This is a genomic window from Sulfuricaulis sp. (assembly GCF_024653915.1).
Lineage (GTDB): Bacteria > Pseudomonadota > Gammaproteobacteria > Acidiferrobacterales > Sulfurifustaceae > Sulfuricaulis.
In genome coordinates, this window is the sequence record NZ_JANLGY010000008.1 from 39,134 (window position 1) to 56,356 (window position 17,223).

The following is a 17,223-nucleotide window of genomic DNA, read 5'->3' on the forward strand; positions in this document are numbered from 1 at the left end:
CCGTTCTTTCCGGTTTTAATTCTTTTTTTCCGTGGTAAATAGATGGCAGTGCGCTTCGTGCGCACCGCCGAACATCGTCGTTGCGGGATACTCCCGGCGGCAGATGTCCATCGCCTGCGGGCAACGCGGATGGAAATGACAGCCTGAGGGCGGATGGCTGGGTGAGGGCATGTCGCCCTGCAAGCGGATGATGGTGCGTTTCTCGCGCGGATCGATCACCGGCACCGCCGACAACAGCGCTTCGGTGTAAGGATGTTTGGGGGTGGAAAGCACCGCATCCACCGGTCCGCGCTCCACGATACGGCCGAGATACATGACCGCCACTTCGTGCGCCAGATATTCCACCACCGACAAATTGTGCGTGATGAAGAGGTAGCTCAGCCCCAGCTCGTCCTGCAGGCGCTTGAGCAGGTTCAGCACCTGCGCCTGCACCGACACGTCGAGGGCGCTGGTGGGCTCGTCGCACACGATCAATTCCGGCTCCACGGCCAATGCCCGAGCAATGCTGATACGCTGGCGCTGACCGCCAGAGAACTCATGCGGATAGCGGCTACGCGCATCCACCGGCAGGCCCACCTGCTGCAACAAGTCCGTTACCCGCGCCAGACGCTCCGTACCGGCAGTACCAATCCGCTGGGCGCGCATGCCTTCCTCCAGGATCTCGCCCACCAGCATGCGCGGATTGAGCGAGGCATAGGGGTCTTGAAAAATAATCTGGAAGTGGCGCCGCAAGGCGCGCAATTCCTCGCCTTTCAGTTGCGTCAGCTCGCGCTTGTTATACAAAACCTGCCCGCCCGTGGGCGGAACCAGCTGGAGGATGCCCTTGCCGACGGTGGTCTTGCCGCAGCCGGATTCCCCCACCAGCGCCAGCGTGCGCCCACGCGCGATATCGAGCGACACCCCATCGACCGCCTTCACGTGCCCCACCACACGCTGGAACACACCTTTATGGATCGGGAAATGCACTTTGAGGTCACGTACCTGCAATAGCGCCTCACCGGCCTTGTGTGTCGCTGACGGCGGGGTTTTGCGAGCTTTCCGGCGTGGCGATCGCGGCGCGGCAGGCGCTGAAATCGACTCATCATACAAGTGACACCGAACACCTCGCTCATCCTGATCGATCCAGCCCGGCAACTTCTTGTGGCACAAATCCCAGACACGGTCACAACGCTCGGCGAAGCGACAACCGCGGAATTCCTGCATCAGCGACGGCACACTGCCACTGATCACATCGAGCGCGGCGCCACGCTGCAGGCGGCCCGGCACGGAACGGAATAACTTGCGTGAATAGGGATGCTGCGGATCAGAGAAGAATTTTTTACGCGGCGCAAGTTCAACGATTTGTCCTGCGTACATTACCGCCACCCGGTCCGCCATCTCGGCCACTACCCCGAGATCATGGGTAATGAGCAGCATGGCCATGCCGGTCTTTTGCTGGATGTCCTTGAGCAAGGCCAGAATCTGCGCCTGAATCGTGACATCGAGCGCCGTGGTCGGCTCATCGGCGATCAACAAGTCGGGCTCGGTTGCCAGCGCCATGGCAATCATGACGCGTTGTTTCATGCCGCCGGAAAGTTGAAAGGGATACTCATCGTAACGCCGCGCGGCATCGGCAATGCCAACGGCCTGCAGCAGTTCGGCGACGCGTGTGCGCGTCTCGCGCCGGGTAAGTTTACCCACCTCCGGAATCGCCTCACTGATCTGCTCACCGATGGTCAGCACCGGGTTGAGCGAAGTCTGCGGCTCCTGGAAGATCATGGCCATACGCTTGCCGCGGATAGCGCGCATTTCCCGCTCAGGCAGTGCCAGCACGTCCTGATCTCGCAACAGCGCGCGACCGGAAACAATGCGCCCCGCCGGTTCCGGCACCAGTTGCAACAGCGACAACGCGGAGATGGACTTGCCGCAGCCGGATTCTCCGAGCAAGGCCAGTGTCTCGCCGGGAGCGATATCGAAATCGATCCCATCCACCGCGCGTACCGTGCCCTCGGGCGTATCGAACCAGGTTTTGAGGTTCTCGACCTTGAGCAAGATTTTAGTCATAAGGCGTTTAACCACGGGGCGCACGGGGAAAGATAGGAATTACATGCAATCCTTTGAAAACCCCCGTGTTCCCCGTGGTTCCCTTTCATTTTCTTAATCTCGGGTCAAACGCATCCCGCACGGCATCGGAAAACAGATTGGCCGCCAGCACCAATCCAAACATGAATACGAACGCCGAAACCAGACTCCACCACACCAGAGGCTCACGCGCCATTTCAAGGCGCGCGCTCACGATCATGTTGCCCCAGCTGTCCATCGTCGGGTCCACACCGACACCCACGTACGACAGCACCGCCTCGGCCAGCACCAGCCCGCTGAAATCCAGCACCACCGCGATGAGAATAATATGCATGACGTTGGGCAATATATGGCGTGACATGACTGACAGGTGGCTCGCTCCCAGGGCGCGCGAAGCCTGGATGTAGTCCACTTCACGCAGTTTGAGCGTTTCGCCACGCAGCAACCGGCACAGACTGGTCCAGCTGGTGACGCCGAGGATCAGGCACAAAAACAGCAGTCGGATGTCCGCACGCTCTGTGGCACTGGTGAATGATTCGGGATGGATCGCGATATACGCTTGCAGGCTCAGGATCGCGGCAGCGATCAGGAGCACGCCAGGGATCGAGCTCAGGGTGGTATAGACATACTGGATAACATCATCCACCCAGCCACGAAAATACCCGGCCATGATGCCGAATAGCACGGCGAACGGCAGCATGACCAGCGTAGTGAGCGTGCCGATCACCAGCCCGGTACGAACGCTCTTCAGGGATTTTAAGAACACATCCTGGCCAACCTGATCGGTGCCGAAGATGTGATAGTAGAGCGACAAGTATGTGGCATTCGTGGCCAAAATTATAAGGATACCAACTGTGATCAAAACAGTGCGCCACGGAAAATCACTCTCGCCGCGCGCCAATCTGCGTGCCGCCTGTGTCAGTGACTCCCGCGATTGGCGCCACAAAAACAGGAAGCCTGTCATCAGCAGCAGCCACAAGCCCAACGCCGCCAGCGTGGCGGTGCCGGCACGTCGGACGATATCCGTGGCACGCTCACCGGGGTCTTGCAAATGCGCGCCGCCATGAAGCAATCGCGAGTTTTCGCGCGCGTGCCGGCCGTCCGGGTATTCCACGGTCTCCTTCGAATAGGCTTGCATGGCAAACGGTGCGGAATAGGTTTTTTCAGTGCGGGCCCGCAAAGGCGTCGCTGCCATGTCCAGCAGGCTCAATACTTCGTTGGAATAAACCGGTGCACCCGATTTCTGCTCTTCCTGCAAGGGGCGGTAATGAATGGAATCCATCACGCCGACGACCACATAAGACAAAAGGATGACCAGCGAGGCCATGGCCATGGGGCGGCGCGCTACCTGGCGCCAAGGCACACGCAGGTGCTCGTGGCGCCAGGTATAGACGCCGAAGGCCAGAATGGATCCGATCAAGATAAATATCAGAAAGTCGGTCCACAGTATTTCGGGCCGGAATAGCATGGAGTTCATTCGAGCCGCACGCGTGGATCAACCAGCGTGTAGGTAATGTCGGTCAGAATCAGGCCCGTGATGTACAGCACCGAACCCAGAAATACCATGGCGCGAACGATGGCAAAGTCCTGCGAGTGAATGGCGTCGATGGTGTAGCTGCCGAGACCGGGAATGGCGAAGAACGACTCCAGGATCAGGCTACCGGTGAAAAGCAGCGGGATGACAACCACCACGCCGGTGAGAATCGGGATCATGGCGTTTTTGAGTACATGGCGAAACAGCACGCGCAGCTCGGACAAACCCTTGGCGCGCGCGGTACGCACGTAGTCTTTGTTGATTTCCTCCAGAAAGAACGTGCGATACAACCGCGTGCTCGCGCCGATGCCGCCCACCACGCCGACAATGACTGGGAGAATCAGGAATTTGACGGCCTCTACGCCCACGTCATAACCCGAGATCGGCACCAGCTGCAGCAGCATGCTGATGAGGTATTGTCCGCCGATGACATAAAACAAGCTGGAAATGGACATCATGATGACACACAGCACCACACCGGAAGTGTCGAGATAGCTTCCACGAAAAAACGCCAGCAGCATGGCAAAGGTAATGTGCATCAGAATACCGACCAGAAATACCGGCAGAGCGATGGCCAGGCTTGGCCACATGCGCTGGTAAATGTCGTAGCCGATGTCACGACCCTGATCGGAGCGTCCGAAATCGAACACGAACAATTTCACCGAATGACGGAAAAAGATGGTATCAGTGAGCTTTTCTGCGCTAGCACCAGTGGATTGGTAGAACCTTGGTTTGTTGTAACCATGATCTTCCTTCCACTTCACGATGGCTTCAGGCGTAACGCGCTTACCGCCCAAATGAATGCGCGCCATGTCATCCGGGCTGTTGACGAAGAAAAACAACACGAAGGTAAGCAGGTTCACCCCGATCAGGATCGGGATGGCGTACAAAAGACGGCGGATGATATAGCCGATCACCGCACCGCCTCCGAAATATCATGCAAAATATTTGCGCCACCTTGTCGGCGGCCTGCGTCAATTCGCCGGTCGCATCCCCACGTATTACGTGGGGCCCCTGCTCCGCGGCTCATGCCGCTCCCTCGCGCTCTCTTTTTCGATAGGTAACGACGGCCGGAACCGCACCCACTACCAGTGTTCCCAGCGCCAAGACGATGGGCCAGACTACCGGGCGATTCCAGGCCGCGCGTTGTTCCGCACGTTTGTCCGGATCGAGACGACTGTATTTGAGCGTGTTGTTCGCCATTTGATTCAGCTTGGCGTTGTACATCCATGTATGTTCAAGCTGGAAATTCTTGGGGTGCATGCCCCATATCCAGGGAGTATCGCGCCGCACTATTTCCAGCATCTGATTGATAATCGCCGCCCGCTCCGTTGTGTTCTCCATATTCTTCATGCGCTCGAACAGGCGGTTGAATTCCGGGTTGTCGTAGTTCGAGGCATTCTCGCCGTCGTGCCCCACCTTCTTGTTTGGTCCATAAAGCAGGAACAGGAAGTTTTCCGGATCGGGATAATCCGCGTTCCAGCCCCAATCGTATATCTGCGCATCACCTTTGCGCATCTTCTCCTGGAAACGGTTGTAATCGGTAGCGCGCACCACCAGCTGAATGCCGAGCTTGCTGAATTGCTTGAGCATCCAGTCGAGCTGGGCCTTTCTTTCCGGGCCGATAGCCGGGGTTTCATAATTGATCGACAGCGGTTTCCCCGATGCCGGGTCCATGCCACGCGGATAACCCGCCTCTGCCAGCAGCTGGCGGGCGTATTCGATTGGTTTGCGCCGGGGCTTGCCTTCCACCCAATCGTACACGTACGGATTGATGCCAGCCTGTCCCTCGCGGTAACCGAAAATACCCGGCGCCAGCGGCCCTTGCGCCGCAATGCCGCGTCCATTTTCGAAGATAGAAATCTGCTCTTCGAAATCAACGGCGATGGAAATGGCCTGGCGCAGTTTGCGTGCGCGCTCGGTGTAGCCGCCGACAACCGGGTCGAGTATGTTGAAACCGAGGTAATAGGTCGAGGCGGCAACGCTGGTCAATAATCGAATTCCCTTTTGCTTCATCGCGTCGCTGACTTCGGTATCGCCCTCACCGGTGAAACGAATCGCCTGATCAAAACCCTCCGTCAACACCGCGGACCGGTCGTAATAGCCTTGCAGAAATTTGTTCCAGCGCGGAATGCTTTCCTTGTCGAGACTGAACACGACCTTGTCGATAAAGGGCATACGCTTGCCGGCGTCATCCAGCAATCCGGCCGCGTCGTCGCCCGGCTCGCCTTCGGCGGGGTAAAGTTCCTCGTGATAGTTGGGGTTGCGTTCGAGCACCATCTGGCGATTGGGATTATTGACCGTGAGCATGTAAGCACCGCTGCCAACGGGGAACCAGTCGAGCGTGAGATTCTTCTCCGCCATGCCCGGTTGTGAGAAAAACCGGTCTGCCTCAGGCGGCATCGGGGCGAAAAACGGCATGGCCATCCAGTACAGCAGTTGCGGATACTTGCCGTGAAGCTTCACGCGGTAGGTATAGCGGTCTACTTCCTCGACGCCGGCGAGCGGAAATTTCACGAGATCCAGATAAACACCGCTATCGCGACCGCCGGCGATTTTTTCATACTCCTTTTTCAGTGTGCCGGCGTATTCACGAATACCCACGATGTATTCGTTCATGACGCTCAGGATCGGGGAATGCACCTTGGGATGCGCGAGGCGCTTGATCTGATACACGTAGTCGGCCGCGACCAGCTCGCGCGTGCCAGTGTGCGGAAAATCGCCAATGGCATAAACGCCGGCAAGATCGTGCGTACTCAAGGCATGGTACAGATACCGGCCCTCGGCATCGCGCGCGAAGGCCGGGTGTGGTTGATAATAAATGCCGGGGCGGATATGGATTTCATACACGCTGTAGGCAACCGCCGTAGCCGGGGTATTTCGTGGCAGCTGGCTCCCGTGTTTATCGAAGTAGACGGGTATCGGCACCGACACCGCCGTGAGCGGCGTCAGCGTGTAGGGCCGCTTAAGATAGTGATACTGAAACGGCGGCTCGTAGATCTGCGCGATAAAGAGATACTCATTGGAGCTATAGGCGCGTGCGGGATCGAAGGTCTTGGGGCGCTCGCGGAAGGCGGAATAGAGGATGTTGCTTTTTGACTCCGCCGCTGGATAGGGATTGTTCCAGGAAGCCGCCGCGCTGGCGGAGAAAATCAAAGAAATCGCCAACAAGGCATAGCGCGTCGCGCCGGGGCGTTTCATGCTTCCTGAATCCGTTCTCCAACCATGTCCGTTGTCCGGGATGAATGTGCCGATTGCGCCGTCAATATACCAAATTCCTCCGTTCCGTCCCTCTTCCCGCGAACGCGAATATTCGCTACTGTAGCGGCAAATACCTTCCAGATGTCGATACGAACAATCAACGACATCCCGATTTTGAACCAATTAGCCGGTGGAGAACGTTTATGGGATTTCTGACAGGGAAAAGGGCGTTGATCGTGGGTGTGGCCGGGGACCGGTCCATCGCCTGGGGCATCGCCAAGGCCATGCATCGGGAAGGCGCTGAACTTGCCTACACCTATCAGAACGACAAGCTGAGGGAACGCGTCCAGAAACTGGCGACCCAGACCAAATCCGACATTTTGATTCCCTGTGATGTTTCCAGCGACGAACAGATCGAGGCCGTGTTCTCGCATCTCGACGACTTTTGGGACGGAATCGATATTATCGTCCACTCCGTCGCCTTTGCCTTGCGCGAACAATTGTCCGGAAATTTCGTGGACGTCACGACACGCGAAGGATTCCGCGTCGCGCATGAAATCAGCTCCTACAGCCTGACCGCGCTGGCCAAGGCCGGCCGGGGAATGATGCAGAACCGCAAGGGTGCCTTGCTGACGCTGACCTACATCGGCGCGGATCGATCGGTGCCCAACTACAACGTCATGGGGCTGGCCAAGGCGAGCCTGGAAGCCAACGTGCGCTATCTGGCGCAGGCACTCGGCCCCGAGGGCATTCGCGTCAACGCCATCTCCGCCGGCCCCATCCGCACACTGGCGGCGGCCGGCATTACTGACTTCAAGAAATTGCTGGACTACAACGACAAAATGGCGCCGCTTGGACGCGGCGTAACCATCGACGAGGTGGGAAATGTGGCGGCGTTTCTGTGCTCGGATCTCGCCTCCGGCATCACCGGCGAGATTACTTACGTGGACGGCGGTTTCAACACCGTGGCCATCGGCCTGGATTACGGTAAGCTGCTCGAATAAACCGGCTGCTCAGAGCTTGTCAGGGTAAGTCTTGATTTCCGTTTTTTGCCGCAGCCCCGCGCGGTAATTTTCATAATAATCGGATCCGCGACGCATCGTGAGCAGCTCGCGTGATTTTTTCTGCAGCCCGTCATCCAGCTTGCCCGAAGCATCGTGCACGCGCTTCAACGCCAACACGGCGTATCCCTGATCGCCCAGGCCCACCAGGTCATACGCCGGTTTACCGCCTTCCGGCCGTGGCGCGCGAAAAGCGGTTTCCACAATACGCCGATCGACGCCGGCGGTCTGCCGACGCGTGAGCGTTTTCGGCGGAAGGTATTTAAAACCATGTTTCCTGGCGAGCGATTCGAGAGAGCCTCCGGCGCGCAACTCCTGTAACGCCTCCTCGCCCAGCTGGCGCGCCTGCTGCAGGGCGCGCTCCTGTTTCAAGGCACGTTCAACCTGGGGACGCACCTCCGCCAGCGGCTTACGGCCGGCGGGGCGACGATCAGCAACGCGTATGGCCACGAGCGTGTCGGCACTGATTTCAATGGTGTCGCTATTGCGTGCCTGGCTCAGCACATCCGGCTCGAAGGCAGCCTGTATCACCTTGGGATGGGCCGCCATGCCGGTGCCACCCGCCTGCGTGAACCATTCACTCTTGCGGATTTCAAGCCCCAGCGCCTTGGCGGCGGGCGCCAGGCTGTCCGGTTGTTCATAAACGAGATTCCGGAATTTTTCAGCTACATCCAGGAAACGCTCCTCGCCCTGACGGCGGCGTACCGCCTCGACCAATTCCTTGCGTACGTCGGCAAAAGCTTTTCGTTTCTCCGGTGTGTGGGCAGTCAATTTGACCAGGTGATAACCATAGGTACTGCGTACGGGCTGACTGACCTCACCGGACTTCAGGGAATACACCGTGTCCTCCAGTTCCTTCGGCAACACGCCACGCCGGATTTCTCCGAGATCGCCGCCCTGCGAAGCCGTTACGCTGTCAGCCGAATGTTTCTTCGCTAAACCCGCGAAGCCAGTGGCTGCCCGCGCCTGCTTGGCGATATCCTGTATTTTGGCAAGCGCTTCCTTGGCTTGGCTCTCGGAGGGCTCGGCGGGAAGGGAAATCAAAATATGGCTGGCGCGGCGCTTTTCCGGCACGGTATAACGCGCAGCCTCCTCAGAATAGGCTTTTTTCAGCTCCTCTTCCGTCGGCGGCTGGTTCTGGTTCAGGTCGCCGGCAGAAAGTCGCAGATATTCGACGCGCACCTGCTCGGGAAACTGGAACAACTCAGGATGTGCAGAATAATATTGATCAATATCCTGCCCACTGACCGTCGTCTTGGCCATCAGCGCATCAACACTGATCAGCGCGTAGGCAACTTCCCGCTCCTGCGACAACAGACGGGCAAGATCCGCAATCTCGGTCTGCGTGACAATACGGCTTTCACTGATGCCGGCCTGAAGATGAGTTATCAGGATTTGTTCGCGTACCCTGGTCTCAAATTGCTGCGGGCTCATGCCTTCTCGGCGCAGCAGGGCTTCATACATGGCCGAATCGAATTTTCCGTCGCGCTGGAAGTTTGGCTGTTGGCGGATAGTTTCTGCCAATTGTGCGTTGCCGATACGATAGCCCTGATCCTCGGCATGCTGGACCATCAATGTCTTGTCTATCAGGCTGTCCAGGATGGTCTGCTTGAACTGGGGGTTGTCCAGAGTTTTGGGTTCCACACGCCCGCGCAGTCGATCTATCTCGCTACGGTAGGCATTCTGGCTGATCTCAGCGCCACCGACTTTGGCGACGTTGAACTGTCCCCCGGAATCAAAATACGAGTTAACTCCCCACAGCGCAAAAGGTATAGCGATCAGCGCGATGATGAAAGTGGCGATAATGCCCTGGGTTTTTTCACGGATGGCGGAAAGCATGGGTGGCTACTCTATCGAGGGATTGCCGAGGTATCAATTTATGCCTGGACAATAGCCCAAATGAAAGGGCGAGGGATTAGCTCGCCCGTCATGATGCATATTTAGTGGCGGAGCGGACGGGACTCGAACCCGCGACCCCCGGCGTGACAGGCCGGTATTCTAACCAACTGAACTACCGCTCCCGGTCTCTGGTGGGTGCTGAGGGGTTCGAACCCCCGACATTCGCCTTGTAAGGGCGACGCTCTACCAACTGAGCTAAGCACCCGGAGGCGAAACGCCCTCCCCCAAAGGGGCGGCTAGTTTAAGGCATCCTTTAAGCCTTTGCCAGACTTGAATTTGGGTGCCTTGGAGGCCGGGATGGTGATCATCTCACCGGTTCGCGGATTGCGTCCGGTGCGTTGAGACCGGTTGCTGACTGAGAACGTGCCGAAACCGGAAAGCGTGACGGAATCGCCATCACGCAGTGTACCGGCAATGATGTCCAGTACAGCTTCAACGGCGCGAGCGGCGGAGGTTTTGTTAAGCTCAGTGGATACAGAAACTCTATCGATCAGATCGGTTTTATTCACGTTAGCTCCTCTTGCTGGATGTGGTGAACAGGATTCCCGAAAAGCCTTTGCTGCCGATACAAAATGGCGCGCTTGAAAAAAACAAGACGCGTCGCAGGTTTTATACAAGTGTAGAAATGGCTTGTCAAGAAAGATATGCGCGGCGCGGATTATCGAAATGACGCGCCGTGATACCCGGAGACAGTAAATACCTCTCCCCCCGATTGAGGGAAGTTAGCGCCGTCCAACCCGGTCAGTGCGTACGGGCTGGGTTGGCAGAATCGTGCGGCTCGGGAGGCTTGGCAGCCTCCGCAAGTTTCGATTCATCCAGAGGCTCTGGCAAGCGCTCAAGCGCCGCTTCCAGCACCTGATCAATCCACCGCACCGGACGGATATCAAGGTTGTCACGGATGTTCTTCGGGATCTCGGTGAGGTCCTTGCGGTTCTCCTCCGGGATCAGCACTACTTTCAGGTTGCCGCGATGCGCTGCGAGCAGCTTTTCCTTAAGCCCGCCGATGGGCAGAACCTCACCGCGCAGCGTAATCTCGCCCGTCATGGCGACTTCCGCGCGAACCGGAATCTTGGTCAACGCCGAGACCATGGCCGTGCACATGGCGATGCCCGCGCTCGGACCGTCCTTGGGCGTGGCCCCTTCAGGCACGTGTACGTGAAAATCATGCTTCTGGTAGAAATCCGGCATGATGCCGAGCTTGGTGGCGCGAGCGCGTACCACGCTCATGGCGGCCTGAATGGATTCCTGCATGACATCGCCAAGTTTGCCGGTAATGGTCAATTTGCCTTTGCCGGGCACGATGGTGGCTTCAATGGTGAGCAGTTCACCCCCCACCTCGGTCCACGCCAGGCCCGTCACCTGGCCGATCTGATTGCTCTGCTCGGCAGTGCCGTAGCGGAAACGTTGCACACCCAGATATTTTTCCAGGCTCTTGGGCGTAACAGAAATCGTCTTTTCCGACTTGACCTTGTTGAGCAGCAATTCCTTGGTCACTTTGCGACAAATTTTGGAAATTTCGCGCTCAAGATTGCGTACGCCCGCTTCCCGGGTGTAATAACGCACGATGTCACGGACACTTTTTTCAGACAGGTGCAACTCGTTTTCCTTGAGCCCGTTATTTTTAAATTGCTTGGGAACCAGGTAACGCATGGCAATATTCACCTTCTCATCTTCGGTATAACCCGAGAGGCGGATAACCTCCATACGATCCAGCAACGGGGGCGGAATATTCAGTGTGTTGGCGGTGGCGACGAACATGACATCCGACAAGTCATAATCGACCTCGAGATAATGGTCGCTGAAGGCATGGTTCTGCTCCGGGTCGAGCACTTCCAGCAACGCGGATGACGGATCGCCACGGAAATCCATGGCCATCTTGTCCACCTCATCCAGCATGAACAAAGGATTGCGCACCTTCATCTTGGACAGGTTCTGAATGATCTTGCCCGGCAGCGAGCCGATATAGGTACGGCGATGGCCACGGATTTCAGCCTCGTCACGCACACCGCCCAGCGACATGCGCACGAATTTCCGGTTCGTGGCGCGTGCGATGGATTGGCCCAGCGAGGTCTTACCGACACCCGGTGGTCCCACCAGACACAGAATTGGGCCCTTGAGCTTGACCACACGCTGTTGCACGGCGAGGTATTCGAGGATGCGTTCCTTGACCTTCTCCAGGCCGTAGTGATCGGCTTCCAGGATTTCTTCAGCCTTCGTTAGGTCCTTCTGGATCTTGCTGCGCTTTTTCCACGGCACGTTCACGAGCCAGTCGATGTAGTTGCGCACGACGGTGGCCTCGGCTGACATCGGCGACATCATCTTGAGTTTCTTCAGTTCGGATTCGGCTTTTTCGCGCGCCTCCTTGCTCATGCCTGCTTTCACAATCTTCTTCGCCAGCTCTTCGACCTCGTTCGGACCCTCTTCGAGCTCACCCAGCTCCTTCTGGATTGCTTTCATCTGCTCGTTCAAATAATACTCACGCTGACTCTTTTCCATCTGACGCTTGACGCGACCACGGATGCGCTTCTCAACCTGAAGCAGGTCAATCTCGCTCTCGAGCACGCCGAGAATTTTTTCCAGGCGCTCACGAACGTCCTGAACTTCGAGAATCTGCTGTTTGTCTTCGATCTTGAGAGACAGGTGCGCCGCCACCGTGTCAGCCAGACGGCCCGGATCATCAATACCCGCCAGCGAAGTGAGAATCTCGGGAGGAATTTTCATGTTGAGTTTGACGTACTGGTCAAACTCATTCAGGACGGAACGCGTCAGCGCCTCGCCTTCCTTGTCCGTCAGCGGCAAGGCCTCGAGCATGGCCACCTGCGCGGAGAAATGGTCTTCCGTTTCCAGATATTTTTGTAACACGGCACGACGCTCGCCCTCGACCAACACTTTGACGGTGCCGTCCGGCAACTTCAGCAACTGGAGAATGCTGGCGATGGTCCCGATGGTATGAATATTTTCTGTCGTCGGATCGTCATCCGAAGCGCTCTTCTGCGCCACCAGCATGATTTGTTTGCCCGACTCCATGGCTTGCTCAAGGGCGCGTATGGATTTACGCCGGCCCACGAACAAGGGGATAACCATGTGCGGAAACACGACGACGTCGCGCAACGGAAGCACGGGGATGTTCGCCTCAGATCCTGGAACTATCACGGCTTGTTTGGTTTCTGGCATTTGCGCCTGCAATCGTTTGTGTGAATGGGTTTCTTCAAGTTTGGGGGCTAAATGCCCTGATTTCAATGATTCCCCGAAGATTTATTTGGAGAAATCCGCCTGTTTCGTTCACACATGCGACGAGTGGCCTATATGGCCATACAAACAGCGACTGAAAAAAAGAAACCCCGCATTTGGCGGGGCTCTTTATGTGGAATTGATGCGCCACTTACTGATTTACCGATGCCCGTCGCTTGTCCTGTTCATCGTTTTCGGCGTAGATCACCAGTGGCTTGCTGCCCTCCGTGATGACGCCGGCTTCGATGACCACTTTTTTCACATTCTCGGTGGAAGGCAGATCAAACATGACGTCCAGAAGGGCGCGCTCGAGAATAGAGCGCAAGCCGCGCGCGCCGGTTTTGCGCTCCATGGCGCGCTGGGCCACCGCCAGCAGCGCGTCCTCGCGAATCTCGAGCTCTACTCCTTCCAGCTTGAGGAGCTTGTGGTATTGCTTGGCCAGGGCATTCTTGGGTTCCGTCAAAATCTGGATCAGCGCCCGTTCGTCAAGTTCTTCCAGTGTGGCCACCACCGGTAGTCGTCCGACGAATTCCGGAATCAGGCCGTATTTGATGAGATCTTCCGGTTCCACCAAGCGCAGGATTTCTCCGGTTTTTTTGGCGTTCTCTTTGCTGCGAATCTCGGCATGAAAGCCAATTCCGGTTCGCTCACTGCGGCTTTGAATAACTTTTTCCAGCCCCGAGAACGCGCCACCGCAAATGAACAGGATATTGCGCGTATCTACCTGCAGGAATTCCTGCTGTGGGTGCTTGCGGCCGCCTTGAGGCGGAACCGAGGCAATCGTGCCCTCGATCAGCTTGAGCAATGCCTGCTGCACGCCCTCACCCGATACGTCGCGGGTAATCGAGGGATTTTCCGACTTGCGTGAAATTTTGTCGATTTCGTCGATATAAACAATACCCTTCTGTGCTTTCTCAACATCGTAGTCGCACTTCTGAAGGAGTTTCTGAATGATGTTTTCGACGTCCTCGCCGACATAACCCGCTTCGGTCAATGTGGTGGCATCGGCAATCGTAAACGGCACATTGAGCAAGCGCGCCAGAGTTTCAGCGAGCAGCGTCTTGCCCGAACCTGTCGGTCCGATGAGCAGGATGTTGCTCTTCGAAAGCTCGACCTCGCCGATCTTGCCTTCGTTCTCAATACGTTTGTAGTGGTTGTATACCGCGACCGACAATACCTTCTTGGCATCGATCTGTCCGATCACGTACTCGTCGAGAATCTGATTAATCTCGTGCGGGGTGGGAAATTTCTTCTTCGCGTTGGCGGCGTTTTTCTCTTCCTGAACTTCTTCGCGAATGATGTCGTTGCACAGCTCGACGCACTCATCGCAAACGAATACGGAGGGACCGGCAATCAGCTTGCGCACCTCATGCTGACTCTTGCCGCAGAACGAGCAGTACAAGAGCTTTTCGCCCTTGCCATCGCCCCTGCCCGTGTGGTTGTTGTCAGCCATCCTTAAACCTCACTTTCGATTAAGGACCTTATTGCCGCAAAGAATGCGGGTTTCCGCCCTCATATGCAAGCAATAATCACCTGCTTTACCGACACTCTACCTTAGATTTATAGCATATCCCTCGGAAAGTGCACCTGTTTTTTAACTGCGCTTTTCGATAACCGAGTCAATCAGGCCAAAACCCTTGGCCTCCTCGCCATCCATGAAATTATCGCGGTCGGTATCCTCCTTGATTTGATCCATGGGGCGCCCGGTATGTCTGACCATGATCTGATTCAGCCGTTCGCGCACACGCAATATCTCTCGTGCATGGATGTCGAAATCCGTCGCCTGGCCCTGAAAACCACCCATGGGCTGATGCACCATCATGCGCGAATGCGGCAAGGCGAATCGTTTGCCCTTGGCGCCACCGGTAAGAATAAGCGCTCCCATGCTCGCTGCCTGACCGATACACACGGTACTGACATCCGGCTTGATGAATTGCATGGTGTCGTAAATGGCCAACCCCGCATTCACCGCGCCCCCCGGCGAGTTGATATAAAGATGTATGTCCTTGTCGGGATTCTCGGATTCGAGAAACAGCAATTGCGCCACCACCAGATTCGCCATGTGATCTTCGACGGGGCCGACAAGAAACACCACGCGTTCTTTGAGCATCCGCGAGTAAATATCGTACGCGCGCTCGCCACGACCCGTGGTCTCGATGACCATGGGGACCAGGCCCAAGGCCAAGGGATTTAGCGCACCACCAAGCTGTCCGGTATCTTTCATTATCTAGTTCCTTCCATTGTCAGCATTCTTTAGAGTATATGACCGATCTATTGAACAAGGGTCTCAATCTTCAATAGCTCCTGAAAACTCACTGGCTTTTCACTGATTTGTGCAGAAACAAGGAGGTCTTCAACCACCTTCTCCTCCATGACCAGGCCTTCGATTTCACTCAGTCTTTCCGGTTTTTCATAATGCCACTGAATGAACTCTTGGGGAGACTCATAATCAGCCGCCATTTCCTCAAGCCGCGCGCGCACTCTCGCCGGATCGGGAACAAGCCCGCGGTTGCGAATGAATTCACTCAGGATAAGCCCCAGTGCCACGCGGCTGCGAGCCCGCTTTTCATAGGCAGTCTCATCCCCTGCATTCAATCCGTTCGACACATCACTGGTCTTCAGGCGCTGAATCTCGGCATCGAGCAGGCTACGGGGCACTTCTACCGGATTCGCGTCCAGCAGCGACTTGAGCGCCCGTGCCCTCACGATGGCGCGGGAACGACCATTCGCTTCACGTTCGAGATTGGATTTCACGTCGGATCTTAACGTATCAATACTTGAGTCTTTTACGCCCAGATCCCGGGCAAGTGCCTCATTCAGCTCCGGCAACACCGCCTCGGTGACAGCGCTGATCTTCACGTCGAAATCTGCTGTTTTACCTGCCAGCGGGGAATGTCTGTAGTCCGATGGAAACTTGACCGAGATATGGCGCGTGTCACTCATTTTGGCGCCAACCAGGCCCTGCTCCATGTCCTCAAGCAGCGTTCCGCTGCCGAGCACCACCTGAAAGACATTGGCCTTGCCGCCATCAAAATCCTTGCCGTCGATACGACCGACGAAATCAATGGTGAGCCGATCGCCCAGATTGGCCGCGCGCTCAACCGGCTTCCAGTCGGCGCGCTGTTTACGAATGGTCTCCAGCGTGCGGCTCACGTCGTCTTCGCCCACCGTTACCACTGGACGTTCGATACGCACTCCCGTCAGGTCGAGGCGCTTTACCTCCGGGAAAATTTCAAATTCCACGGTGTACTCAAGCTGCTCGCCCCGTACGAACGGCTTACGTTGCAGCTTCGGATCTCCGGCTGGGCGCAACCCCTGGCTCCCAATGGCCTCGTATAACGTGGTTTGAACCAGTTCTCCGGCCACTTCGTCTATCAATCTCCCGCCATATTGAGCCTCGACCATTTTGAGAGGCACTTTGCCTGGGCGAAAGCCGGGTATCTTCACCTGCTTTGACAAGCGCTGAAGCCTGGCATTGAATTCTTTCTCTACCTGATCCGCCGGCACGGCGACTTTCAAACGCCTCCCGAGCGTACCGATAGTTTCAACCGAAACTTGCATTGGAAAACCCCACGATCATTGAATAATAAAATATTGAACCAGCTGTATTTTGGAGGGGAATCATACCGATTTGCCGCGGGCAGGCCAACAAAATGCGTATTTCGGGCAAAAAAACGAGGTGGTGCGAATGGAGAGACTCGAACTCCCACGGGTTACCCCACTGGAACCTAAATCCAGCGCGTCTACCAGTTCCGCCACATTCGCAGTAATACCGGGCACAGTATAGCGCCAAGCTGCCTGACTCTGGCCAGACAGGCCTCGCCGTAAGACCAAGGGATGAAGGGAGGCGGCATCGCCGGGAGTGAAGTGATCTTCACGCCTAAAAACACCCAGTGGTGCAAAAAATGGTGGGCCGTGGTGGGCTCGAACCACCGACCCGCTGATTAAGAGTCAGCTGCTCTACCAACTGAGCTAACGGCCCAAATTTCAACTTACGTGCATGCCATCCATGACGAGACATCAAACCGATTCTACGCCCCGGCCCAGACATCCATGTCTGGGCGCTCGCCGGGACGAAGACACGTTAAGTGTCTTCGTCTGTTTCCGGCTCGCCCAACTGAGCTAACGGCCCGGGTCAAAAAATGGGGTGAGCGATGGGATTCGAACCCACGACAACCGGAATCACAATCCGGGACTCTAACCAGCTGAGCTACGCCCACCATAACTGATGATCAA

11 protein-coding genes and 5 tRNA genes are annotated in these 17,223 nt (G+C 56.6%); 1 reads left to right on the forward strand and 15 read right to left on the reverse strand.

What is annotated here, in order from left to right; all coding sequences use genetic code 11:
• Window positions 1-15: 15 nt before the first annotated feature.
• The 4 genes from NUV55_RS04660 to NUV55_RS04675 all read right to left on the reverse strand — a co-directional run bounded on the left by NUV55_RS04660 (window position 16) and on the right by NUV55_RS04675 (window position 6,796).
• The gene (locus NUV55_RS04660; protein ID WP_296670815.1) at window positions 16-2,043 is read right to left on the reverse strand and encodes an ABC transporter ATP-binding protein; all 2,028 of its coding nucleotides are present in this window, start codon (window positions 2,041-2,043) and stop codon (window positions 16-18) included.
• An 85-nt stretch (window positions 2,044-2,128) separates the two neighbouring features.
• The gene (locus NUV55_RS04665; protein ID WP_367280349.1) at window positions 2,129-3,529 is read right to left on the reverse strand and encodes an ABC transporter permease; all 1,401 of its coding nucleotides are present in this window, start codon (window positions 3,527-3,529) and stop codon (window positions 2,129-2,131) included.
• A gap of 5 nt (window positions 3,530-3,534) precedes the next feature.
• Window positions 3,535-4,512, reverse strand: a complete 978-nt coding sequence (locus NUV55_RS04670; protein ID WP_296670819.1) for an ABC transporter permease — start codon at window positions 4,510-4,512, stop codon at window positions 3,535-3,537.
• A gap of 109 nt (window positions 4,513-4,621) precedes the next feature.
• Window positions 4,622-6,796: an ABC transporter substrate-binding protein gene (locus NUV55_RS04675; protein WP_296670821.1), complete on the reverse strand. Its 2,175-nt coding sequence runs from the start codon at window positions 6,794-6,796 to the stop codon at window positions 4,622-4,624.
• 203 nt (window positions 6,797-6,999) lie between these two features.
• On the opposite strand from NUV55_RS04675, the gene NUV55_RS04680 reads away from it, so the two are divergent.
• Complete coding sequence (locus NUV55_RS04680; RefSeq protein WP_296670824.1) at window positions 7,000-7,800, forward strand: enoyl-ACP reductase; 801 nt, start codon at window positions 7,000-7,002, stop codon at window positions 7,798-7,800.
• Between the two features lie 9 nt (window positions 7,801-7,809).
• Here NUV55_RS04680 and NUV55_RS04685 read toward each other — a convergent pair whose 3' ends face one another.
• From NUV55_RS04685 to NUV55_RS04735, 11 genes are all read right to left on the reverse strand, one after another.
• The gene (locus NUV55_RS04685; protein WP_296670826.1) at window positions 7,810-9,696 is read right to left on the reverse strand and encodes a SurA N-terminal domain-containing protein; all 1,887 of its coding nucleotides are present in this window, start codon (window positions 9,694-9,696) and stop codon (window positions 7,810-7,812) included.
• 105 nt (window positions 9,697-9,801) lie between these two features.
• Window positions 9,802-9,878, reverse strand: a tRNA-Asp gene (locus NUV55_RS04690).
• A 7-nt stretch (window positions 9,879-9,885) separates the two neighbouring features.
• A tRNA-Val gene (locus tag NUV55_RS04695) sits at window positions 9,886-9,961 on the reverse strand.
• A gap of 31 nt (window positions 9,962-9,992) precedes the next feature.
• Window positions 9,993-10,373, reverse strand: a complete 381-nt coding sequence (locus tag NUV55_RS04700; protein ID WP_296670828.1) for an HU family DNA-binding protein — start codon at window positions 10,371-10,373, stop codon at window positions 9,993-9,995.
• A 124-nt stretch (window positions 10,374-10,497) separates the two neighbouring features.
• Complete coding sequence (gene lon, locus NUV55_RS04705; RefSeq protein ID WP_296670830.1) at window positions 10,498-12,930, reverse strand: endopeptidase La; 2,433 nt, start codon at window positions 12,928-12,930, stop codon at window positions 10,498-10,500.
• Window positions 12,931-13,138: 208 nt separating this feature from the next.
• Complete coding sequence (clpX, locus tag NUV55_RS04710; protein ID WP_296670831.1) at window positions 13,139-14,440, reverse strand: ATP-dependent Clp protease ATP-binding subunit ClpX; 1,302 nt, start codon at window positions 14,438-14,440, stop codon at window positions 13,139-13,141.
• A gap of 141 nt (window positions 14,441-14,581) precedes the next feature.
• Complete coding sequence (clpP, locus tag NUV55_RS04715) at window positions 14,582-15,211, reverse strand: ATP-dependent Clp endopeptidase proteolytic subunit ClpP (RefSeq protein ID WP_296670833.1); 630 nt, start codon at window positions 15,209-15,211, stop codon at window positions 14,582-14,584.
• 47 nt (window positions 15,212-15,258) lie between these two features.
• Complete coding sequence (gene tig / locus NUV55_RS04720) at window positions 15,259-16,548, reverse strand: trigger factor (RefSeq protein WP_296670835.1); 1,290 nt, start codon at window positions 16,546-16,548, stop codon at window positions 15,259-15,261.
• A gap of 119 nt (window positions 16,549-16,667) precedes the next feature.
• Window positions 16,668-16,752, reverse strand: a tRNA-Leu gene (locus NUV55_RS04725).
• A gap of 141 nt (window positions 16,753-16,893) precedes the next feature.
• A tRNA-Lys gene (locus tag NUV55_RS04730) sits at window positions 16,894-16,969 on the reverse strand.
• Window positions 16,970-17,130: 161 nt separating this feature from the next.
• A tRNA-His gene (locus NUV55_RS04735) sits at window positions 17,131-17,207 on the reverse strand.
• Window positions 17,208-17,223 lie beyond the last annotated feature (16 nt).

Coding starts and splice junctions, on each gene's coding strand:
- clpX (WP_296670831.1), bottom strand. CDS start 14,440: ATGGCTGACAACAACCACACGGGCAGGGGCGATGGCAAGGGCGAAAAG.
- lon (WP_296670830.1), bottom strand. CDS start 12,930: ATGCCAGAAACCAAACAAGCCGTGATAGTTCCAGGATCTGAGGCGAAC.
- NUV55_RS04675 (WP_296670821.1), bottom strand. CDS start 6,796: ATGAAACGCCCCGGCGCGACGCGCTATGCCTTGTTGGCGATTTCTTTG.
- tig (WP_296670835.1), bottom strand. CDS start 16,548: ATGCAAGTTTCGGTTGAAACTATCGGTACGCTCGGGAGGCGTTTGAAA.
- NUV55_RS04660 (WP_296670815.1), bottom strand. CDS start 2,043: ATGACTAAAATCTTGCTCAAGGTCGAGAACCTCAAAACCTGGTTCGAT.
- NUV55_RS04685 (WP_296670826.1), bottom strand. CDS start 9,696: ATGCTTTCCGCCATCCGTGAAAAAACCCAGGGCATTATCGCCACTTTC.
- NUV55_RS04665 (WP_367280349.1), bottom strand. CDS start 3,529: ATGCTATTCCGGCCCGAAATACTGTGGACCGACTTTCTGATATTTATC.
- NUV55_RS04680 (WP_296670824.1), top strand. CDS start 7,000: ATGGGATTTCTGACAGGGAAAAGGGCGTTGATCGTGGGTGTGGCCGGG.
- clpP (WP_296670833.1), bottom strand. CDS start 15,211: ATGAAAGATACCGGACAGCTTGGTGGTGCGCTAAATCCCTTGGCCTTG.